This window comes from Rhizobium glycinendophyticum (assembly GCF_006443685.1).
GTDB classification, from domain to species: Bacteria; Pseudomonadota; Alphaproteobacteria; order Rhizobiales; family Rhizobiaceae; genus Allorhizobium; species Allorhizobium glycinendophyticum.
In genome coordinates this window covers 1,190,525-1,208,123 of record NZ_VFYP01000001.1, presented here as the reverse complement: position 1 = coordinate 1,208,123, position 17,599 = coordinate 1,190,525, and the positions used below count along the sequence as shown (strand labels likewise).

Sequence of the window (17,599 nt, the reverse complement as noted above, 5' to 3'; positions counted from 1 at the left end):
TTGAGCCCTCCCCCTTGTGGGCAGGGTTGGGAGGGGTCTTTTTCCAGCGTTTTCGGACCGAACGGCCCTAATCCTACCGCTTGCGCGCCCGCAGGACCTGGCGGGCATGTTCGTCGCCGACGGGTTTGCGGCTGGCGGCGGTGCGGGCGGATCTGACCACGTCTTCGGTGGAGAACCCATCTGCCCCACGCTCGGGCGTTGGCTGTTCCGTCCCGCCGAAGGTGTAGCGGTCGGCGCGCAGCCAGCTGTCGATGCGGGCTTCGGCCTGGTCCGCGTCGATGGAGGCGAGCAGTGCGCGGGCGCGGCTCTCGCCGGCTTCGCTGCGGGCGAGATGGGGATAGATATGTTCGAGGATGAAGATGCTCTCTTCCTCGGCCATGGCGACGCCGGCCAAGGTCGTGGCGAGCTGGCGACCGGAGATGTCGAGCAGAATGCGCTCGGCAAGCCAGCGGCTGGAGGTCAGAAGATCCGACAGGGTGGTGGCGAAGGCGCCACCGTCGAGTGCCCGGGCGAAGCGCACGAGAAGCGCCGTCTGAACGGGGCCGATCTGCCGGCGGCCGAGGCGGTCGTCGGCTGCGGGCTTCTGCTGATAGGCGAGCCGCTTGATCGTCTGGCGCAGCATCTCCTCGCGGGCGCTGCGGTCGTCGGCGGCGTCCGGCTGGACCGCGGCAGGCGTCCCGTTGGCCGCCACGGCGCCGGCGAGATCGTTCATCTCCAGGTCGGCCATGGTCCGCTCGAAGCTCGTGGGAAGGCCGACCGTCGCCGGCGCCGCCGGCTGAACGGCTGGGGCTACGGCGGCCGCCGTCTTCTGGAGCCGGTCCGGTCGCGGCGGCAAGGCATGGCGCAGGCCGACCAGAGCATCGATCACCGTCGGCGACAGTCGCTCGCGCTTGACGATGGCACGGGCATGGTCGGCCCCTTGCGTGCGGGCGATCATGATCAACATGTCGTCGGTGAGCGCGGGTGACGCGGCGAGGAAGGGCGCGGCAATCGCGATCGGCTGGCTGGCGATGAAGGCGGCGATGGAGAGCGGCAGGTTGGGGCTCTGGGACAGGGCAGCCACCGCATCGCGCCGGGCTTCCAGCGAGGAATGGGCGTAGAGCGGCTGGAAAAGCTCGGCAAACTGTCGGAGTTCGGACTTGCCGGGAAAGGGGAGCGCCTGGAAACTCGTGACCGTGGCCATCAGAACGACATCCTTGTTGCGCGCGCCGGCCGGCCTCTCAAGCTCCCTGAACTGTTCGCTCACGACTAAGCACTCCAACGCAATACAGATGCGTGTCACTTTAGAACGATTTCGTTAGCAAGCTGTTAACTAACCTATGGCTTCTTGTGGCTTAACGGATGGTCAAGGAAGGCGATTCGTTAGATGTTTCCGATATTAGGCATATGCGTGGCCCGGTTTCGCGGGCGGATCCGCGATACGGGACAGGCGTCGGAGAAAGGCGCAGATGACCCCGGTGCATGGCGAAAACCAAGCGACATGACCGGAATTGTGCCGGCCCCCTCAACGGGGCAGGGTGAGATACTCCTTCATCCCTCTCGATCTTTTTTCTTCGAAAAGGAGACGAGCATGGCAGACATCATCAGGATCAAGGACCGGCAGGACACGGCGCGCCGCAGCCAAGCGCCGATCGCTCACCCGGCCATCGGCACCAAGGCGGAGATCCTTTTTTTCACCGGCATCCGCCACGAACGGCTCGACACCCAGGCGATCTGGCCGCGCGTCGAACTGCCAACGGTTCCGGCCCTGCCGGCACCGCAAGGCAGTGACCGCCGGCCGTTTTGATTGCGACCAAGAGATATCGGCGCCTGCGTTCCCGATCGGGCCGCGGCGAGACGATTTTGCTCGAACAGGCTCTTCCGACGGGATCAGTTGCCGCAAGGGATGTCGCCTGCCGTTTCCAGGCCTTCGCACATCCGGGCCTGTATCTGCGGTTGCGCAGATGTTTACAGAGCATCAATCATTTTCATAAAATATAATAATATGCCGATAAGTATGAGGCCGCCTCGGGTGTTGTCCGCAGGGCGGTCCGAACAGCGGAGACGTGCCCATCCATGCTCGTGAAGCTTGCCAAGGACCGCATCCGCAAGGGAATGTTCATCGAAAGCGTCGCCTGCCCCAGCAAGGAATTCGCCAAGCGCCGTTTCGTTTTGACCAGCGACCGGGACATGGCGGCAATCGCCCGCAGTTCGGCGAGCAAAGTCCTGATCAATGTCGCCCTGGGGCTGGACGCCGACGGCCGCGCCCCCTCCCCGTCCATCGACAAGCGCCGGCAGCCCAAGCCTTCGACCTCTGGTCCAAATGCCGCCGAGATCGGCAAGGTGCGTGGTGAAATCGACCAGACGCGCCAGGCGCTGAAGACGCATCTCACGGACCTTGTCGCGGGCGGGCCTCTCGATCTCGCCGATCTCTCCGAAGTCTCCGGGCGCAATGCGAGGACGTGGAAAGACAGCGCTGTCATAGCGCTCGAGGTGACGCGGCTGAAGAGCAAGGACGAGACGACCTATGTACATTCGCTGGCCGTCAGCGGCATCATGACGCTTCTCGGGCAAGCGCTCGACATCGACGAGGAGACGGTGGGCATGCTCGGTGTCGCGGGCATGCTGCACGATATCGGCAAGCTCCTGATCCCGAGCGAGATCCTGACCAAACCGGGGCAGTTGACGGCGCATGAGCGCGACATCATCCGCCACCATCCCGAAGGCGGGTTTCAGCTCTTGAGCGGCCATCCCGGCCTGCCTCAGCTCGTGCTCGACATCTGCCGCCTGCATCACGAGGCGCTGGACGGCTCGGGATATCCCCTGGGGCTCCAGCGCGACGACCTCGCCATGCCGGTGCGCCTCAGTACGGTCTGCGACGTCTTCGAGGCGCTGACCTCGGTCAGGCCGTACAAGCGGCCCTGGACGCCGACCGAAGCGCTCGACTGGATGTTCGCGCGTCCGAATCTGTTCGACCGCAAGATGGTCATCCGGCTCGGCAGCGTCCTGATCGACACGCCCATCCACTGATCCCGGCTGGCGGCCCCTCGGCCGGCGCCTTCAGCAGCCCAACGTCCTCAGCGGCCGGTAAAAGGCAGGCATTCGGCGTCGGACAGGAAGGCTTTGGCTTCCGGTTCGGCACTTTTTTGCGCAGCAAGCGCTCTCAAGACGACATAGCCGACGGTGCCGCGATGTTCGACCAGAATGGTTTCGGCGAGCGCCGCAATCGGCGTCTTGCGCAGCTGCGCCACCTGCACCGGGGATGCCACGAGCATGTCGAGATCGCCGGCGACAGAGGTGCGGTCATTCATCGAATAGACCTCGTTCCCGTCTTCATCATAGACCGCGACAGACCAGAAATCGACGCCGTCGCCGGCGGCCACCAGGGAGAGCGGCTGGCGGGTGATGTCGAAATGGCAGACGGCGACCTTGAGATAGGGGTCGAGGCTGGCAAGGCCGGTCTTGTCGGGACGCTCGCCGAGGGCGTGAAAGACGAAGGGCGCCCCCTCCTCGGTGACCCGCGTGTAGGCGTCCTGGCCGGTAAAATGCGGCACGCCGAGAATGATGACGATGTGCAGGAGTACCGCGCCTAAAATGCCTGTGACCAGCGCGTAAAGGACCTTTTTCATTGGCCGCATCCCGTCTGCTCGACCACGGGCATTTCGAGCCCGGACAAGCCCGTCGAGGCGGCAGCCGGCGTATCAAGCAGCGTCAGCACCAGCTGGAAGGCACCGGTATCGGGCAGCGCCAGCCAGTTGCCGGGCTGGGCGGTGCGGGAAATGGCGATCTCGAAGGTGCCGTCCCGCTGGCGCAGGATGCGCTGGGAATTCTTGGCGATCGGCAGATCGGGTCCGGCGGAGAGCGGCACACCGGCGCTGTCGGCCGCATAGAGTGTCCACAAGCGGGCAACGGGCGTCCGGCCGAAGAGGCGGTAGGAACAGGTGCCTGTCAGCGCAAGGCCCCTGGAATCGCGCGTGGCGGTGAACTGCAGCCCCTCGGCCGAACCGTAGAGCAGCCGCCCGGCCTTGGCGCGATGGGCCTTGGCATAGGGGTCCGCATCGACCGTCTGGGCCGCCGGGAAGGCCCGCCAGCCGCCGACCTCGATCGCCCCGAAGCCGACCGAGGCAGTCAGCATCGACTGGGCCGACAGGATCGCGCCACCGAAGGCGGTTATGAGCGCGATCGCAACGAGGAAGGGGACACGAAACAAGGGTTGCTGGACCTCGGGACAAGGCGGCCGCGCCGCGCGGGTAGGAGGTCGAACGGGTATCACTGATTCGGGAATGAGGGAAGTTTTGGCACGCGCAGGCTTCACCGCTCGCGGAAGTACGGCAGATTGCGAAATGCCGCCCACGCCCTCTCGGAGGTCCTGCCGCGGCCGGCCCCTGCCCTCGCCGCTTACACCTTCACCGCCAGGCGCAGGCCGCCCCAGTGGCGCCCGGCGACGAAGATCGGGGCGGAAATGTCCTTCATCAACACGAACTGGCCGCCGCCCATGTCGCGGCGGTAGGTCTGGACGAGGAAGGGGGCTTGCGAGCGGCCGGCGGCGAGCCCGACGCGATCGTTGAAGATGCGACGGTTGCGGCAGTTGGCGGTGTTCCACACGGTGTCGCCGGGGCGCTGGGCTTGCGCGAACTTCTTGTTGTGGGTCGGCAGATAGCCGTTTTCATCGATGGCTGCGCAGAAGCCGATGCGGTCAGAGAGCTGGGTGACCGGCTCCTGGATGGCCGGCAGAACCTGGTCGGTAAACTCGGTGAAGGCCGTCATCATCTGTACAGGGTCGGTGCCCGGGATCGGGCGGTAGTTGCGGTCGAAGAGATCGGCCATGCGGATGCGGCCGCTGTCGACCGCCTGCTGGAACGTGTCGGAGATCTGACGGGCGACCGAAACGGCCGTGTCGATCCAGCGGCTGTCGGCGGTCTCGATGCCGGCGCTGGCGGTCAGCTGGATCAGGGTTTCGGAGAGTGCCACGACCTTGTCGACGCGGCCGGCGGTCTGTTGCAGGTGGTGGTCGGACTGGCGCACCTCGCCGGACATGGTGTCGAGCGTGGCGACGAATTCCGAGCACTGGCGGTCGACGCGATCCGTGGTGCCGGCCATGGTGGAGGACCCGTCGAGGATGCGGGTGATGACGCTTTCCATGGCCCCGAAGGAGGCATTCATCGCCTGGGAGGTTTGGCGCACATCGCGGGCGCTTTCCGTCGCACCACGACCAGCTTCGGTGAGGCGGATGATCTTGTGGCGGAGTTCGCCCAGCGTCTGCTGGATGGCGCCTGTCGCCTGGGAGGTCTGTAGTGCCAGCGCCCGGACTTCGGCCGCAACCACGGCAAAGCCCTTGCCGGCCTCGCCGGCACGGGCTGCCTCGATGGCGGCATTGAGCGCCAAAAGATTGGTCTGGCGGGCAATCGTGCCGATTTCTTCGGCCACCTTGTCGACTTCGGTCAGCGAGTGGGAAAAGCTGCCGATTTCCGTTCCGATCACTTCCGATGTCTCGACCATGTGGTCGATCTTGCCGACGGCCCCTGTCAGCCTTGTTGCGCTGTCGGACAGCATGCGACGGGCCTCGCCGGCCGTCTGATCTGTGTCGCGCAGCGAGGCCGCGACATCTCTGTTGGTCTCGGCGATCGAGAGCGCGGTGCGGGTGATCTGGTCGAAGGTGGCGGCGTGGCGCTTGGAGACGCCGGCGACATCCTGAATGGCGCCGGCGATGTCGACGAGGTCGACGCCGAGCGTCGAGGCCTCATTGGCCAGTCGCTGAATGATGCCGCGCAGGCGAGCGGCGTCGGCTGCGGCATCCGGATGCGACGCGGGTTCGGGTGCAACGTCTGACACGGTTTGCGGCGCAGAGGAGGCCGTTCCTTGCCCGGCTGGCGGGTTCGGATCAACGGTCATCGGTGTTGCAGCATTCATCGCAGCATGCATGGCCAGCTCCTCCTCCAATCGGCGAAGTATGCGGACCCTATGCTTAACGAGTTCTTGCTTCAGGGCCCCCTAAATTTCACTTAGACGAAAGACGCAGGAAACGGGCTCAGAGCGCGCCGATAGACTTCAACTTCTTGAGGACGGCGGCACTCGGTTCGCCGGTTTCCGGCAGCTGGTAGTGGCGCTCGAAGCGGCGGATGGCGGCGCGGGTCTGTTCGCCGGGCACGCCATCGATGGTGACGTCCTTGTAGGCCATGTTCGACAGGCCGCGCTGGATTTCCATGACGAGGCCGGGGTCGAAGCTTGCCTGCTGGATCGGGGGCGGTTGGTCGGCGGCGGGCTTCACATCCTGAGGCGGCACCAGAGCGGTTGCCGGACGTCTGGCGGGTTCGGCAACCGTGCCCGGAGACGTGACCGGGCGGCGCGGTGCGGTCACGACACGGGTTTCGGCCGAGCGGATGGCTGCGGCGACCGGATCTTCCCCGGGGCTCGCGATTTCCGGCGCCGGACGCTGGGCGGGAACGGCCGCCGTGACGTTGCGGTCGAGCGCCAGAGCTGCGATCAGTTCGGGACTGACGAGCCCGTTCGCTTCCAGGCCGACGGTCTTCTGGAAGACGGCGATGGCGGTTTCGGTGCGCGGGCCTACGACGCCGTCGGGTTCGCCCTGATAGAGGCCACGGCGCAGGAGTTCGGCCTGGACCTGGCGAATGATATCGGCGGTTTCGCTGGCGGCGGCGGGCAGCGACGCGGGAGCGGCTTTCGTCTCGGCACCGGTGGCGCCACCCTCGGGCGCGACGGCTGCAGCCTCGTCGGTCGAAGCCTCCCCTTCCCGCTCGATCTTGAAGGTGGTGACGGTGGACGGATCATGGTCCTTCAGCAGCGTGCTCTTCGGCATGCCGGCAAGGGCGGTGAAATCGGAGGCGTCGCGGGTGCGCAGGAAGGGCGACGGGTGCTGGCCGGGCTGGTACCAGAGCGCATTGGCCGCGACCGTGCCGAAGACGAGCGAAAACAGCGTGACGCCGGCCACCGAGCGCGGATAGCGCCCGGCGAGCCGCGCAAGCGCGCTGCCGCCCATGAGAAGCAGCGACAGCGCGTGACGCGCCGGCTTTTTCTTCTCAGGCGATTTTCGCTTCCGCTTTGTCATGCGTCGCTGCTTTCCCGCTTTCCTCGTCCGTCGAGACCGGCTGCGACAGGCGCGGCGGGAATTCGACCATGTTGTTGTCGTCGGCAACGACTGTGCCGGAACCATCGGCCGGCAGGGTGACGGTGACGACCGTTCCCTCGCCCTTGCGGCTCTCGATCATAAAGGTGCCGCCATGCAGCGCAGTCAAGCCCTTGACGAGCGATAGCCCCAGGCCAGAGCCTTCGTGATTGCGATTGAGGTCGTCCTGGATCTGGGTAAACGGGCGTCCGAGCAGCGCCATCTTTTCAGGGGCAATGCCGACGCCGGTGTCGCTGATCGAGACGACGAAGTCGGATCCGCGGCGCATGGCATCGAGGGTGACGGCGCCACCGGCGGGCGTGAACTTGATGGCATTGCCGATCAGGTTGATGACGATCTGGCGAAGCGCCCGGCTGTCGGCGGTGATGTCGCCCAGACCGCGCGGCAGGCGGCTGGTAAGCTTGACGCCCTTGGCAGTCGCCTGCAGCGAGAGCATGCGCTCGCATTCGGTCAAGGTTTCGGCGACGTCGAAGCTCTCCAGCATCAGTTCGTAGCGGCCGGCCTCGATCTTCGACATGTCGAGCATGGTGTTGACCACCGAGAGCAGATGGGCGCCGGACTGGCGGATCAGCTGGACATATTCGCGCTGGCGGTCGTTTTCGAGCTTGCCGAAATATTCGCCGGCGAGGATGTCGGAAAAGCCGAGGATGGCGTTGAGCGGCGTGCGCATCTCGTGGCTGACGGCGGCAAGGAAGCGGCTTTTCAGCTCGTGGGCGGCATGGGCTTCGTGTTCCTTGGCGCGCACGGCATCGCGCATCTGCATCTCGCCTTCGATGTCGAGCATCTGGGCGCGCACGGCGGAGAGCTGGCCATCGGGGCCCCGCACGGCGGTCATGTCGAGGCGGACGTTGAGGAACTGAGCCTGGTCAAGGCCGAGCACAGGACGGTCGAGGCGCAGATCGATGACGACGATATCGGCACCCAGGCGCAGGTCGTCCAGCGCGCGGGCAAAGGCCAGACGGTCGGAGACATGGACCTGCTCGACGAAGGGCCGGGCGAGCGGCTCGCGCAGGAAGGACAGGAAGAGATCCCGGTCACGGCCACCGGAGGCGCGCACGACACCGGCGGTATCAAGCGTCAGGAAGAGGCCGGGGCAATAGTCCCAGGGGTCGATCATGGGTTCGGCATCCGGCTCGCGCGCATCTGCCGCACGACCGGCCCCGAAGCGCGTGCCGGCAACCAGTGCGACGGCGCAGATGAGATAGAGGCTGAAGGCGAGCGATACGCCGATGGGCAGGCCGGCGGCGGCGCCGAGGATCAGGGTGAGACCGGCGGGGAAGAGCACGAGTGCTGCGGCGAAGCCTGCCGTCAGACGACGCAGGAGGCGGAGTTCGGCAGCGTCGGCAGCGCGCGTTCCGAAATGGCGCGCAAGCACGCGCAGCAGGAGCGCGTCCATCGCCATCGTCCAAGCATCCGACATTTTACGCAATACGACCACGCCAGAAATCCGCGATGGGTTCATCTCATTTCACTGCCGGACAATAGGCGCCGCGCGCTTAAGGAATAGATAAGGCTGGGGCTCAGAAAGCCGCCGAACGGGCCGATCCGACCCGAAACGGGACAGGGACCGAAGCCTTTCCATTCTATGGTTAACGGAGCGTAAGCGCTGATTTCGTTCAACTTTTCGCGACCGCGTTAACGCTTGGGGCAGCGCTTACCGCCAAGAAACGGTGGATTGTCGGGCGCCTGCCACACTTATGCTTAACGACGGCCGATAAACTTTGACGGGAGAGGCCGAACAACCGGCGATCGAGCGCATTTTAATCAAATTCGCCTCGAAAGCGCGGGGTTTTCGAAAAGCGATTTTGGCGAATCGGCGGCTAGGGTCCAGCCCATGAGTTCGGGACAACCCGACGAAAGTCCGGCAACGACCGGCAACAGGGATATCGGTGACACCATGTGGTTTCTGATCAAGGGAACTTTCTATTGTTCGGTGGCGCTCGTGGCGCTGTCCTATCTCGGCAGTCCGCCCCGGGAAGAAGGCCAGGGCGGCGCGACGCTCCAGATCGGGGACGCGTTTTCGGCGGCGACCGATGCCTATGCCTATGTCTCCTCGATCTGCGTCGAGAAGCCGGATGTCTGCGAAAAGGGCAAGCAGACCTTCCAGGCACTCGGCCAGCGGGCCCGCGAAGGGGCGCTTGTCGCCTATCAGCTGCTCGACAAGCAGTTCAGCGATGATGGTTCGGCCAAGCTGGCCGAGGATATGCCCCTTCCGAAGAAGGGCAAGGTCGAGATCGTCAAGCCTGCCGTCGAAGCACCCACGCTTGCGGTTGCCGAGACGGAGGACGCGGTGGGGGCGGCGATCGTGACCGGAACGGTTGTTCCAGACGCGCGGCCGAAGAACCTGCCGAAGCCCTATACGCCGCCGAAGCCTTGAGCCGTCGACGACCAGGCCGGACACCGCCGAAGAGACGACCCGGCCTTCGATACCAAGAATTGCGGGGCGCCTGCCGCCCCTCCCCCTTGCATCCCTTTCCCGACATCGGGCCGGGATGCCTGTCTGCCTGTCCCTGAACTGAAAACTATCGGCATTTGCCGGGCCGCGAGATTATGTCTCGCGGCCTTTTTTCTTTGGCTCGGGCGGTCAGAGGCCGGAGCTTCTCTTTCGAGTTGCCGCGTCTATCCTTCAATGGATCGCTTATGCGAGGATCGGGAGACCTCAACAGAGTCTGAGGAGGACCGGCTTGTGCTGAAAAGAGCGATCATCGTCATCACGCTCATCATACTCGCGGCGCCCGTGAGCGGCTTCGTGCAGTTTTTCGGGTGCTTCAAGAAGCTCGACGCTCAGTCGGCCGAAGTCGCTGGCGAGGCGTGGTTTCTAGACTACACCTCTGACAACAAAGCTCGCCAGTCCGTAGCGTGCGACATCTATGCCCAGTCTCCTGCAAGTTTCTATGGTATCCAGATGGGGACGAAGTGGTCAGTGAACTGCGCCGAATTTGGTGGAGTTGAGCCGACGGTGGGGGAATTCACAATCGATCAGTGCGGGAATGTCCGAGATCGGCGCCTCACCAGAGGCGATTGAGAACGCTCTGCAGAGTTTCGCCGATTTTTGATCGGTCGCGCCTTAGTTCATCACGTTTCCTCACCCAGACGGTTCATTTACGCGCGGTGCTGGCCTATATGGGGCGGACGGAACAAACGGGTGCGCGAATGACCACACTTGCAGCGATGATCGACGACTTCGGCTTTCTCGACGACTGGGAGGACCGGATGCGCTATGTCATCGAGCTCGGCAAGGCGCTGCCCGATCTTCCCGATTCCGAGAAGACGGCGGAGAACAAGGTGCAGGGCTGTGCCAGTCAGGTGTGGCTGTCGGTCTCGGCCGGTGACGGCGCCGATCCGGTGATGACCTTTCGCGGCGACAGCGACGCCTTCATCGTGCGCGGGCTGGTGGCCATCGTGCTCGAAGCCTATTCGGGCAAAAAGGCCTCGGAGGTCGTCGCCTTCGATGCGCTCGACCTGTTCAAGCAGATCGGTCTGCTGGAACACCTCACGGCGCAGCGCGCCAATGGTTTGCGCTCGATGATCCAGCGCATCCGCGAAGAGGCGGCGCGGCGGATGGTGTGACCGGCCCGCCTGGACACCAGACTTTTTTGCTCGCCAACTTCATCCTCCCTCCATCTCCGGTCGAAAGCCCTCGGCGCCCCAGTGGCGGGTGCGGGGTTTCGCCACCGGCGGGGTGTAGTGGCGGGCGAGTGCCATGAGCGCGGTGCGGAGCATGAGCTTGGCGGAACGGGCCGGCCATTGGCGTTCGCGCTCGACGATTTCCAGGCCCTTTCCGAAGCAGCAGATATCGAGGGCGACGCCTGCGAGTTCCGGCCCCATGGCCTCGATGGCGCGGTTGACGCGGGCGCGGGCGGCGATGCGGCTGTCGGAAAGTTCGGGGCCTGCGGGTGCGGCACCCTTGACCCGGGTCGACAGGCGCGGCTGCCAGCTGGCGGTGATGCGCGGCTGCAGATTGCCGAAATCGAAATCGGCGGCGAGCCGGTCGCCGGCCGCGACGGCCTCTTCGGGGAGGAAGGGCCGGCCATCCTTCTCCTTCAGCCGCAGCAGCGGGAAGAGCGGGGATTCGGCCAGATTGCGGCGCACGGGCTGGCGGCCCTCCGGCGTGACCAGCACCTGCGGCTCCAGCGTGCGGTGCTGGTCGGCGAAGGGGTCGCCGGCCTCGTCGCACAGCGCGCGGCGGAGATAGGCGGCTGTCTCCGATGTGGCGCAGAGATGATCATCGGTGCGGATCAACAGGCCCTCGGCGATAAGGCGATCAACGAGTTCTGCGTCGAGATCGGCGGGCGGGTGTGCCTGCGCCTCGGCTGGCGAAAACAACGGGACGGGGCCTGCAAGCACCCGGCGCAGAAGCAGGCGGGCGCGCTTCTGCTGAGGGCGGTCCACAGCGCTTTCGAGCGGGGCGGACAGCGGCTTGCGCTTTGCGACATGCGACGCGGCAGGCGGGCGTGCGGCCAGTGGCCGGCCCAACTGGGTGCCTGCGGGGCTTTTCGAAGGGGCGCTGGACTTGGTGTCCGGTTGGGCGTTCGGATTGCCTTGGAAAGTCCGGGTCATGGGCGGCGTCCTGCGAGCAGATAGACGGCGCTTGCCATGCGCTCGACAATGGTGACGAAACCGTCATAGGCGGCATCGTCGCGGCGGTCTTCGACCATGCGGCAGGCATGGCCGACGGTGGAGCGGTCGCGGCCGAATGCCTGGGCGACCTCGCCCATCGGCATGGAATAGGCGACGTGGCAGACATACATGGCGACCTGGCGGACATGGCCGGCACTGCGGCGGCGCCCGCCGCTGTCGCTCTCGATACCGATGGCCTGCAGCAATTCCTGGGTGAGCTGGCGGACGATCATGCAGAGCAACCGGCGCTCGGGCGTCAGCGGGCGGTCCGGCGCGTCGGGGTCAGCGTCGACAACGTGGTCGTCCTCAGAGCCGCCTCCCCCGTCTTCGGGCTGCGGGTGCCCTTCCCCACCTTCCCCGATCCGGTGCTGCGGATGCGGCTTGCCGTCCGGCGTCGGGCCCGGTTCAAGGTCGACAGGGGTGACCGGCCGAAGGGTATAAACTGGCGGCGTCACTGGTTCACTCTGCATGGCGCTCTCCGTATAGGATTTTCTTCCTATATTGCTAGCAGAGATTGAGGGGAAAGAAACCCCCGAAATTGAGGGATAGCTGCGGCCCTTCCAGACCTCGTCAGGAACGATACCCGATTTCCGGCTTGCCTTCGGTGTGGAGCCAAGGGCAGGATTGCTCAGGCAGTCCATCGGTCACCGTGAAATATTGACGTCACACATAGAGACATGAATTGACAACGCCTTAAATTAATGGCACTCATGGTGTCATTAATTTGGAGATGCAGCCTTGTCCGAGACCCGTAACTACAATAGCCCGATCCGCGCGGCACAGTTCCGCGAGACCCGCGAGGCGATCCTGTCTGCCCTGTTCATCCTAATGGAGTCTGCGGCTAACCCGGATGATATCGGCATGGATGCGATTGCGGCCCAGGCGGGTGTGCAGCGGCGGACGATCTTCCGGCATTTCGAAAGCAAGGACGAATTGCTGCGGGCATTCTGGCCCTGGCTCAATGAGCGTATCGGCGCTTCGGTGAAGCCAATGGCCCCGCAGGACGTGTTCGACGGGCCGCGCCAGGCGTTTCCGCTCTTCGACGCGCATGAGGCCGCCATTCGGGGAGCGATCCACTCCAGCACCGGGCGGGCGATGCGGGCGGGCACCATTGCCGATCGGCGTCGGGACTTCTCGGCAGCACTGGCTCCCGCCCTCGACAAGCTATCGGAGGCGGAGCGCCGCAAGGTCGAAGCGCTGGCGCACCTCCTCTACTCCGCCTCCGCATGGGAGGTTCTCAAAGATTACGGCGGTCTCGACGGCACCCAGGCCGGCGAGGCTGCTTCCTGGGCGCTCGAACTGATCCTGTCCGCGATCGGATCGGGCGAAACTGCGGCGGACGCAACCATCGCAGCCAAAGGAGATACGCGATGACCATAGACGTAACCCATCCCTCCAACGCCGATTGCCGTTGGGTGGTCGCCGACAAGATACGCTTTCTCGGCAACCTGCCCGGCTCGTCAATCGAGCTCCTGGATATCGAGGTGCCTTCTGGCTCCGGTACCCCGCCTCACACGCACGAGTCTGCAGAACTCTTCTACATTCTGGAGGGACAGCTCACCTTGCGCCAGTTCGGTTCTGACGGCCCCCCGGCGGTTATCCATGCCGGGCCCGGCACATCGGTCCGGATTCCGAGCCGGGTGCCCCACAACTATGTCAATGAAAGCCGCAAGCCGGTGCGCATGCTGGTGATGCTCGAAGCGAGCATGGTTGCCTTCTTTCGCGATATCGGCTCAGCCGAGCGTGCAAGCGGTGCGCCGGATTTTGCGCGTATTGGCGCCGCGATGGCGAAACACGGCATCGAAGCGCTCGCCGCTGCCGCCTGAAGCTGGAGGGTTCGTCAGCACGCCGGCGCGAAGGTGCCGGTGCAAGGCCCCTAGCTGCAGCATCAAGCAGGAATATTTTCCGCTCCACTCATGCAAAAAAGGCCGGACCCGAGGGCCCGGCCGTTCCATGTACCACCCCACAAGGCGGAAAGCTTATTTGCCGCGCTTGCGGCGCTGGCCGAGGCCCATCTCCTTGGCGAGGCGCGAGCGGGCTTCGGCATAGGCGGGGGCGACCATCGGATAATCGGCCGGCAGGCCCCACTTCTCGCGGTATTCTTCCGGCGTCATGTTGTAATGGGTCATCAGGTGGCGCTTCAGCGACTTGAACTTCTGGCCGTCTTCCAGGCAGATCAGATAGTCGTCCTCGATCGACTTGCGGATCGGAACCGGGGGCTTCGGCTTTTCGACCACCACCGGCGCCGGGGTCGGCGAGGAGGTGTTGCTCAGCGCCATGTGCACATCGGCAATCAGATTGGTCAGGTCGGTCACCGGTACCACGTGGTTGCTGACATAGGCCGAGACGATGTCAGCCGTCAGTTCCACCAAAAGCTGCGATCCAGGGCCTTGTTCTACTTCACTCATGTCATTCTCCTGTTCAAGGATCACGCGCGTCCGCCGATACGCGTGTCAAAGATATCAACCTTGTACCTACCGGCCCCAACCAGAACAGGTACAGAACACTCTCAGCCCCCACATATGACCGGATCAAGCCCCAGAATTGCGATGCAATCCCGTTTCGCAACACCATCAGCACATTGTCGCCAATACTTGACTGCCTACAATAGGCAAGCGGAAAATGCGTTGATGGAGCCAGATAGACAACAGATCAGCTCACTGAGCACTGGATTAGCACCCTGCCGACAAATGTCCACCTGTTATTTCTACTAAATATCATGGGTACAAAGCAGCTTTATTGCTCTGTGCTGGGATTTCTCGCCAGACACCGCGCCACGATTGTAAAAATTCAATTGACGTAACTTCTGATCACTGATGAATGTCTATTTACTCATATCATCACGCACCGATACATCGGACAACTTGTATCCGGCCTTGTGGGCAGCACGGGCGAGCAGATGGGCAGCGACGGGCGCCGTCAGGATGAAGAAGACGATGCCGGCCATGGCGCGGCCGAAGGTTGAGAGATCGCCCGAATGGATGCCGACGGCGAGCAAAAGCAGACCGGAGCCGACCGTGCCGGCCTTGGAGGCGGAGTGCATGCGGGTATAGACATCCGGAAAGCGGACAAGGCCGATGGCGGCGACCAGCGAGAAGAGCGCGCCGATGACGATCAGGGCGGCGATGGCGAGGGCAAGCACGATCTGGAGCGGTTCGGACATCACCTGCCCTCCTTCTTTACGCCGCCCGCTCCGCGGACGGTCTTGGGCAGTTTCTTGCCCGCCGATTTTCCCTCCGCCGAGACCTTGCCGCTCGCGGATGCGCCTTGCGCTGCGGCTTCGCTCGCATTGCCCCGGACCAGAATGAAGCGGGCGAAGGCGACGGTGGCGAGGAAACCGACAAGGCCGAGCGCAATGGCGATATCGACATAGAGCGTATAGCCGGTTCTGAGCGCGGTGACGGCAATGAAGCCGATGACGATGCCGACGAGCATGTCGAGTGCCACTACCCGATCCGGGAGGGTCGGGCCGACCACCGCGCGCCAGACAGTGAGCAGGGTAGCAAGAATGAGGACGACGAGTGCGAAGCGTCCGGCGGTTTCGACGATCAGTTCCGGCGTCATTACGGGAAGGCCTCCATGATCTTCGCCTCGAAGCCATCGGCGATGTCGCGGCGGGCGGCTTCGAGATCGGTGCAATCGACGGCATGGATGTAGAGCGTGCTGCGGTCGGCAGACACGTCGACCGAAAGCGTGCCGGGCGTGAGCGTGATCAGGTTGGCAAGCAGGCTGATCTGGAAATCGCCCTGGACGCGCAGTGGATAGGCAAAAATGCCAGGGTGCAGGTCAAGTTTCGGTCGGGTGGCGAGCACTGCGACGCGCCAGGCGGATTTGGCCAGTTCGACCAGGAAGAGCCAGAGCAGCGACAGGATGCGCAGGGTGCGGCTGGTTTCGCCCGATCCCGGGCGGTGGCCGCGCAGCAGCGAGAGCGTGAGCAGCGACAAGACGAAGCCGAAGAGCAGATTGTGCAGCGAGAAGCTGCCCGAGACGATGGCCCAGACGACGGCCATCAGAACGGCGATTGCGGTCGCGGTCATCGGACATCTCCTTCGGGGAAGACGGAGCGGATATAGGCCGAGGGATCGGCAAGATCAGAGGCTGCCTGCTGGGTGGCGAGGATCAGGCGTTCGGGGAAGAGACCGAAGCCGACGACGAAAGCCGACAGGATGACGATCGGCGCAAGGCGCCAGCGGTTTTCGGAGCGAGCGAGCGAGAGCGAGGGCACCGATACCGGTGGCGGCCCGCCCGGCACTGCCGGGGTGGTCACGGTCTCGGCCGCCGGACGCCAGAAGGCGAAGAGGAAGAGGCGCCCGAAGGCCATCGTCATCAGGAAGCCGGATACGAGGATGCTGGCCGCCAGCCACCAGGCGCCGATATCGAGCGAAGCCTTGACCAGGATCGCCTTGGGCCAAAAGCCGGAAAAGGGCGGCAGGCCGCTTGCGGCAAAGAAGAGGGCGAGGCACACGGCAGCAAAGACGGGCGCCGAAGTCCAGAGCCCACGCAGGCGGTCGAGGCCGAAGCCGCCGCCAAGGCGGCCCATTTCGCCGGAGACCAGATAGAGCGCCGTCATCAGCAGGATCGAATGGAGCGCGTAGAAGATCGCGCCGCCAACCGCGACGGCACCTCCGATGGCCACCCCTGCCAGGATATTGCCAATGCCGGCAATGACGATGAAGCCGAGGAAGCGACGGATGTCATTCTGCGCAAGTGCTCCCATGGCGCCAAGGATCATGGTGAGCGCCGCCATGACCGCAATGGCAAAGCTCAGACCCTCGCGTTCGATCGGCAGCAGCATGACCATGACGCGCAGCAGCGCATAGACCCCCACCTTGGTGAGCAGGCCGGCAAACAGAGCCGACACCACCACACGCGGCGTGTGATAAGAGGCGGGCAGCCAGAAATTGACCGGGAAGGCTGCGGCCTTCATCGAAAAGGCGAGCACGAAGAGGGCGGCCAGCGTCATCAAGGGAGCGGTTGCGGACAGGGCCGGTGCCTTGCGGGCAATGTCGGCCATGTTGAGCGTGCCGAAGATGGCATAGAGATAGGCGGTGGCGATCAGGAAGAGCGTTGTCGCGATCAGGTTCAGCACGGCATATTTCAGCGCACCGTCGATCTGCGCGCGCTCCGAGCCCAGGATCAGGAGGCCGAAGGAGGAGATCAGCAGGACCTCGAACCAGACATAGAGGTTGAAGAGGTCGCCGGTCAGAAAGGCGCCGGAGACGCCGGCCATCAGCACCATGAGCAGCGGATAGAAGCCGTAGCGGCGGCCGCTGGTGGAGATATCGATCTTGGCATAGAGCGCGCAGGCGAAGGCGACGATGGCGGCGGCGAGCGCGAGAAGCGCGCCAGTGAGATCGACCGTGATCGCGATGCCGAAGGGCGGGCGCCAGCGGCCCATCATCATGGTGAGCGGGCCGTTGGTCAGCACCTTGGAGAGGAGCAGGATGTCGACAAGCACCAGAATTGCGAGACCGGCCAGCGCCACCGGCGCATGCCATTCGGTGCGATGACGGATCATCATCAGCAGCGCGCCGACGCCAAGGCAGATCCCGATCGGCAGCACGGCGAGCCATTGGGTGCTGTCCACCGGGGCAGCGACAAGGGCTGCGGTAAGGTCGACGGCGGTGGTGGCGGGACTGGCCATCAGGCGTGACCTCCAGGGAATGCGGTGGGTGGAATGCGGGTGGCGGTGGCGGGTGAAACAAGGCCTCTCCCAAACCCTCCCCACAAGGGGGTGGGCTTGACCCGGCGGCACTCTCTCACAAGACGTCCCTGCAGATTGGATCCGCACGGCCGCCACGAGTCTTCTCCCCCCTTGTGGGGGAGATGGCCGGCAGGCCAGAGGGGGTTTCGTCC

General features: G+C 64.5%; 20 protein-coding genes. 7 read left to right on the top strand and 13 right to left on the bottom strand.

From position 1 onward, the window contains the following. Nucleotides 1-73: 73 nt before the first annotated feature. Complete coding sequence (locus tag FJQ55_RS05875) at nucleotides 74-1,183, bottom strand: DUF2336 domain-containing protein (RefSeq protein ID WP_140829127.1); 1,110 nt, start codon at nucleotides 1,181-1,183, stop codon at nucleotides 74-76. 387 nt (nucleotides 1,184-1,570) lie between these two features. Here FJQ55_RS05875 and FJQ55_RS05870 point away from each other — a divergent pair, with 387 nt between their 5' ends. Both FJQ55_RS05870 and FJQ55_RS05865 read left to right on the top strand, forming a co-directional pair. Further along, the gene (locus FJQ55_RS05870) at nucleotides 1,571-1,786 is read left to right on the top strand and encodes a hypothetical protein (RefSeq protein WP_140826729.1); all 216 of its coding nucleotides are present in this window, start codon (nucleotides 1,571-1,573) and stop codon (nucleotides 1,784-1,786) included. Nucleotides 1,787-2,055: 269 nt separating this feature from the next. After that, nucleotides 2,056-3,009, top strand: coding sequence for an HD-GYP domain-containing protein (locus FJQ55_RS05865; RefSeq protein ID WP_140826728.1), 954 nt, complete (start codon nucleotides 2,056-2,058; stop codon nucleotides 3,007-3,009). 47 nt (nucleotides 3,010-3,056) lie between these two features. Here FJQ55_RS05865 and FJQ55_RS05860 read toward each other — a convergent pair whose 3' ends face one another. The 5 genes from FJQ55_RS05860 to FJQ55_RS05840 form a co-directional block, all read right to left on the bottom strand. Then, nucleotides 3,057-3,608, bottom strand: a complete 552-nt coding sequence (locus tag FJQ55_RS05860; protein WP_140826727.1) for a DUF1254 domain-containing protein — start codon at nucleotides 3,606-3,608, stop codon at nucleotides 3,057-3,059. Continuing rightward, the gene (locus FJQ55_RS05855; RefSeq protein ID WP_140826726.1) at nucleotides 3,605-4,189 is read right to left on the bottom strand and encodes a DUF1214 domain-containing protein; all 585 of its coding nucleotides are present in this window, start codon (nucleotides 4,187-4,189) and stop codon (nucleotides 3,605-3,607) included. Before FJQ55_RS05855 ends, FJQ55_RS05860 begins: the two co-directional genes overlap by 4 nt. Nucleotides 4,190-4,377: 188 nt before the next feature. Next, entirely contained in the window at nucleotides 4,378-5,871 is a 1,494-nt protein-coding gene (locus tag FJQ55_RS05850) for a methyl-accepting chemotaxis protein (RefSeq protein ID WP_140829126.1), read from the bottom strand. 136 nt (nucleotides 5,872-6,007) lie between these two features. Continuing rightward, nucleotides 6,008-7,045: a peptidoglycan-binding domain-containing protein gene (locus tag FJQ55_RS05845; RefSeq protein ID WP_140826725.1), complete on the bottom strand. Its 1,038-nt coding sequence runs from the start codon at nucleotides 7,043-7,045 to the stop codon at nucleotides 6,008-6,010. Beyond that, nucleotides 7,017-8,519, bottom strand: coding sequence for a sensor histidine kinase (locus FJQ55_RS05840; protein WP_425467527.1), 1,503 nt, complete (start codon nucleotides 8,517-8,519; stop codon nucleotides 7,017-7,019). The genes FJQ55_RS05845 and FJQ55_RS05840 overlap by 29 nt, the downstream gene beginning before the upstream one ends. 438 nt (nucleotides 8,520-8,957) lie before the next feature. Between FJQ55_RS05840 and FJQ55_RS05835 the strand changes: the two genes are divergently transcribed. The 3 genes from FJQ55_RS05835 (at nucleotide 8,958) to FJQ55_RS05825 (ending at nucleotide 10,693) form a co-directional block, all read left to right on the top strand. Further along, a complete protein-coding gene (locus FJQ55_RS05835; RefSeq protein ID WP_246085030.1) occupies nucleotides 8,958-9,500 on the top strand; it encodes a DUF5330 domain-containing protein in 543 nt (180 codons plus the stop codon). Nucleotides 9,501-9,809: 309 nt separating this feature from the next. After that, the gene (locus FJQ55_RS05830; protein ID WP_140826723.1) at nucleotides 9,810-10,148 is read left to right on the top strand and encodes a hypothetical protein; all 339 of its coding nucleotides are present in this window, start codon (nucleotides 9,810-9,812) and stop codon (nucleotides 10,146-10,148) included. 128 nt (nucleotides 10,149-10,276) lie between these two features. Beyond that, nucleotides 10,277-10,693, top strand: coding sequence for a SufE family protein (locus FJQ55_RS05825; RefSeq protein ID WP_140826722.1), 417 nt, complete (start codon nucleotides 10,277-10,279; stop codon nucleotides 10,691-10,693). 39 nt (nucleotides 10,694-10,732) lie between these two features. Here FJQ55_RS05825 and FJQ55_RS05820 read toward each other — a convergent pair whose 3' ends face one another. Continuing rightward, nucleotides 10,733-11,683, bottom strand: a complete 951-nt coding sequence (locus FJQ55_RS05820; RefSeq protein WP_246085029.1) for a DUF6456 domain-containing protein — start codon at nucleotides 11,681-11,683, stop codon at nucleotides 10,733-10,735. Further along, nucleotides 11,680-12,213 carry a helix-turn-helix domain-containing protein gene (locus FJQ55_RS23645; protein WP_246085028.1) on the bottom strand — a complete coding sequence of 178 codons (534 nt, stop codon included), beginning with the start codon at nucleotides 12,211-12,213 and terminating at the stop codon, nucleotides 11,680-11,682. Before FJQ55_RS23645 ends, FJQ55_RS05820 begins: the two co-directional genes overlap by 4 nt. A 268-nt stretch (nucleotides 12,214-12,481) precedes the next feature. Here FJQ55_RS23645 and FJQ55_RS05810 point away from each other — a divergent pair, with 268 nt between their 5' ends. Together FJQ55_RS05810 and FJQ55_RS05805 are read left to right on the top strand one after the other, a co-directional pair. After that, complete coding sequence (locus FJQ55_RS05810; protein ID WP_140826721.1) at nucleotides 12,482-13,117, top strand: TetR/AcrR family transcriptional regulator; 636 nt, start codon at nucleotides 12,482-12,484, stop codon at nucleotides 13,115-13,117. Next, nucleotides 13,114-13,569: a cupin domain-containing protein gene (locus FJQ55_RS05805; RefSeq protein ID WP_140826720.1), complete on the top strand. Its 456-nt coding sequence runs from the start codon at nucleotides 13,114-13,116 to the stop codon at nucleotides 13,567-13,569. The genes FJQ55_RS05810 and FJQ55_RS05805 overlap by 4 nt, the downstream gene beginning before the upstream one ends. Before the next feature lie 153 nt (nucleotides 13,570-13,722). Here FJQ55_RS05805 and FJQ55_RS05800 read toward each other — a convergent pair whose 3' ends face one another. From FJQ55_RS05800 to FJQ55_RS05780, 5 genes are all read right to left on the bottom strand, one after another. After that, nucleotides 13,723-14,151, bottom strand: a complete 429-nt coding sequence (locus tag FJQ55_RS05800; RefSeq protein WP_062275360.1) for a Ros/MucR family transcriptional regulator — start codon at nucleotides 14,149-14,151, stop codon at nucleotides 13,723-13,725. 416 nt (nucleotides 14,152-14,567) lie between these two features. Next, on the bottom strand, nucleotides 14,568-14,906 hold the full coding sequence (gene mnhG / locus FJQ55_RS05795; protein ID WP_140826719.1) for a monovalent cation/H(+) antiporter subunit G: 339 nt from the start codon (nucleotides 14,904-14,906) through the stop codon (nucleotides 14,568-14,570). After that, entirely contained in the window at nucleotides 14,906-15,307 is a 402-nt protein-coding gene (locus FJQ55_RS05790) for a cation:proton antiporter (RefSeq protein WP_140826718.1), read from the bottom strand. The genes mnhG and FJQ55_RS05790 overlap by 1 nt, the downstream gene beginning before the upstream one ends. Beyond that, on the bottom strand, nucleotides 15,307-15,780 hold the full coding sequence (locus FJQ55_RS05785) for a Na+/H+ antiporter subunit E (RefSeq protein ID WP_140826717.1): 474 nt from the start codon (nucleotides 15,778-15,780) through the stop codon (nucleotides 15,307-15,309). Before FJQ55_RS05785 ends, FJQ55_RS05790 begins: the two co-directional genes overlap by 1 nt. Continuing rightward, complete coding sequence (locus FJQ55_RS05780) at nucleotides 15,777-17,387, bottom strand: Na+/H+ antiporter subunit D (protein WP_140826716.1); 1,611 nt, start codon at nucleotides 17,385-17,387, stop codon at nucleotides 15,777-15,779. Before FJQ55_RS05780 ends, FJQ55_RS05785 begins: the two co-directional genes overlap by 4 nt. Nucleotides 17,388-17,599 lie beyond the last annotated feature (212 nt).

Coding starts and splice junctions, on each gene's coding strand:
- FJQ55_RS05875 (WP_140829127.1), bottom strand. CDS start 1,183: ATGGCCACGGTCACGAGTTTCCAGGCGCTCCCCTTTCCCGGCAAGTCC.
- FJQ55_RS05850 (WP_140829126.1), bottom strand. CDS start 5,871: ATGACCGTTGATCCGAACCCGCCAGCCGGGCAAGGAACGGCCTCCTCT.
- FJQ55_RS05865 (WP_140826728.1), top strand. CDS start 2,056: ATGCTCGTGAAGCTTGCCAAGGACCGCATCCGCAAGGGAATGTTCATC.
- FJQ55_RS05805 (WP_140826720.1), top strand. CDS start 13,114: ATGACCATAGACGTAACCCATCCCTCCAACGCCGATTGCCGTTGGGTG.
- FJQ55_RS05835 (WP_246085030.1), top strand. CDS start 8,958: ATGAGTTCGGGACAACCCGACGAAAGTCCGGCAACGACCGGCAACAGG.
- FJQ55_RS23645 (WP_246085028.1), bottom strand. CDS start 12,213: ATGCAGAGTGAACCAGTGACGCCGCCAGTTTATACCCTTCGGCCGGTC.
- FJQ55_RS05860 (WP_140826727.1), bottom strand. CDS start 3,608: ATGAAAAAGGTCCTTTACGCGCTGGTCACAGGCATTTTAGGCGCGGTA.
- FJQ55_RS05825 (WP_140826722.1), top strand. CDS start 10,277: ATGACCACACTTGCAGCGATGATCGACGACTTCGGCTTTCTCGACGAC.
- FJQ55_RS05820 (WP_246085029.1), bottom strand. CDS start 11,683: ATGACCCGGACTTTCCAAGGCAATCCGAACGCCCAACCGGACACCAAG.
- FJQ55_RS05800 (WP_062275360.1), bottom strand. CDS start 14,151: ATGAGTGAAGTAGAACAAGGCCCTGGATCGCAGCTTTTGGTGGAACTG.
- mnhG (WP_140826719.1), bottom strand. CDS start 14,906: ATGTCCGAACCGCTCCAGATCGTGCTTGCCCTCGCCATCGCCGCCCTG.
- FJQ55_RS05870 (WP_140826729.1), top strand. CDS start 1,571: ATGGCAGACATCATCAGGATCAAGGACCGGCAGGACACGGCGCGCCGC.
- FJQ55_RS05780 (WP_140826716.1), bottom strand. CDS start 17,387: ATGGCCAGTCCCGCCACCACCGCCGTCGACCTTACCGCAGCCCTTGTC.
- FJQ55_RS05785 (WP_140826717.1), bottom strand. CDS start 15,780: ATGACCGCGACCGCAATCGCCGTTCTGATGGCCGTCGTCTGGGCCATC.
- FJQ55_RS05845 (WP_140826725.1), bottom strand. CDS start 7,045: ATGACAAAGCGGAAGCGAAAATCGCCTGAGAAGAAAAAGCCGGCGCGT.
- FJQ55_RS05840 (WP_425467527.1), bottom strand. CDS start 8,519: ATGGACGCGCTCCTGCTGCGCGTGCTTGCGCGCCATTTCGGAACGCGC.
- FJQ55_RS05790 (WP_140826718.1), bottom strand. CDS start 15,307: ATGACGCCGGAACTGATCGTCGAAACCGCCGGACGCTTCGCACTCGTC.